This window comes from Mycobacterium asiaticum DSM 44297, assembly GCF_000613245.1.
GTDB classification, from domain to species: Bacteria; Actinomycetota; Actinomycetes; order Mycobacteriales; family Mycobacteriaceae; genus Mycobacterium; species Mycobacterium asiaticum.
In genome coordinates this window covers 1,816,677-1,817,723 of the sequence record NZ_HG964936.1, presented here as the reverse complement: position 1 = coordinate 1,817,723, position 1,047 = coordinate 1,816,677, and the positions used below count along the sequence as shown (strand labels likewise).

1 protein-coding gene and 1 pseudogene are annotated in these 1,047 nt (G+C 61.7%); both read left to right on the top strand.

The features are described 5' to 3' along the window. Positions 1–396 (top strand): annotated as a pseudogene (locus BN972_RS08915) (hypothetical protein); the annotation flags it as partial. Between the two features lie 264 nt (positions 397–660). After that, the coding region (locus tag BN972_RS08910; protein WP_036355181.1) for a PE family protein at positions 661–1,047 on the top strand (387 nt) is incomplete at its 3' end.

Genomic DNA, 1,047 nt, shown 5'->3' with positions numbered 1-1,047 from the left:
ATCGGAGCCTTCGGCGGCGGTGGCGGCGGCGGCGGTGCCTCCGGCGGTATGGGCGGCGTCGCCGGTAACGGTGGCGTCGGTGGTGACAGCTCGATTGTGGGTGCGGGCGCTGACGGCGGTAGCGGCGGCACCGGCAGCGCCAACGCTTTGGGCGGCGTCGGCGGGGGTGGCGGCGAAGGCAGCTTGAGCACCATCAATAGCGGTGTTCCAGTGGGCGCTGACGGGTTCCCCGGCCAAGACGGCGCCGACGGCGGCGAGGGCGGCACTGGCATCGCCGGTGGCCTATTCGGATTGATGGGAGGCAACGGCGGTAACGCCCTCGCCGAGGGTGGTGGCGGCGGCACGTCTTACCTATTCCAAGTCAGCGCCAGGGGCGGGGCCGGCCAGTCGGGCTGATCCGCGATCCAATCCAGAGCCCAAATTGATCTCGGCCGCCCGTTGGCGGCCGACCTTCTCATGCCGGTCGCAATACAGTTGATCAGCTGTTGTCATTTCGTAATTGCGCCGTTCCGTTTCATTAGAGAACAATATGAAAGTCGTTTGAATTAATCCAGCCGATATTTGATCTACCTAAATAACCGATACTCCTGACGCCACCGACGTAATGTGTAGCCGCAATCCCGCGCATTACAGATCACTCTTCAGGAGGACCACGCCTTCATGTCTTACGTGATTGCCTTACCGAACGAATTGGTGTTGACGGCAGGCGATTTGGACGGCATTAACCAAATGGTGCGCACAGCCAGTTTCGCTGCAGCGCAGGCGACAACTGGAATGGTGCCGCTGGCGGCGGACGAAGTCTCAGCAGCCATTAGCCGATTGTTCGGAACCTTCGGCCAGGAATATCAGGCACTGAGTGCGCAAGCGGCGTTGTTTCATGAGGAGTTTATCCGCACTTTGATGGCTGGAGGCGGCGCGTATGCGCTCGCCGAGGCTGCCAATGCGGGTCCCTTGCAAAGCCTTGAACAAGGCGTCCTCGGTTTGGTCAACGCGCCCACCAATACGCTGCTGGGCCGTCCCTTGATTGGTGACGGTGTGAACGGCGCG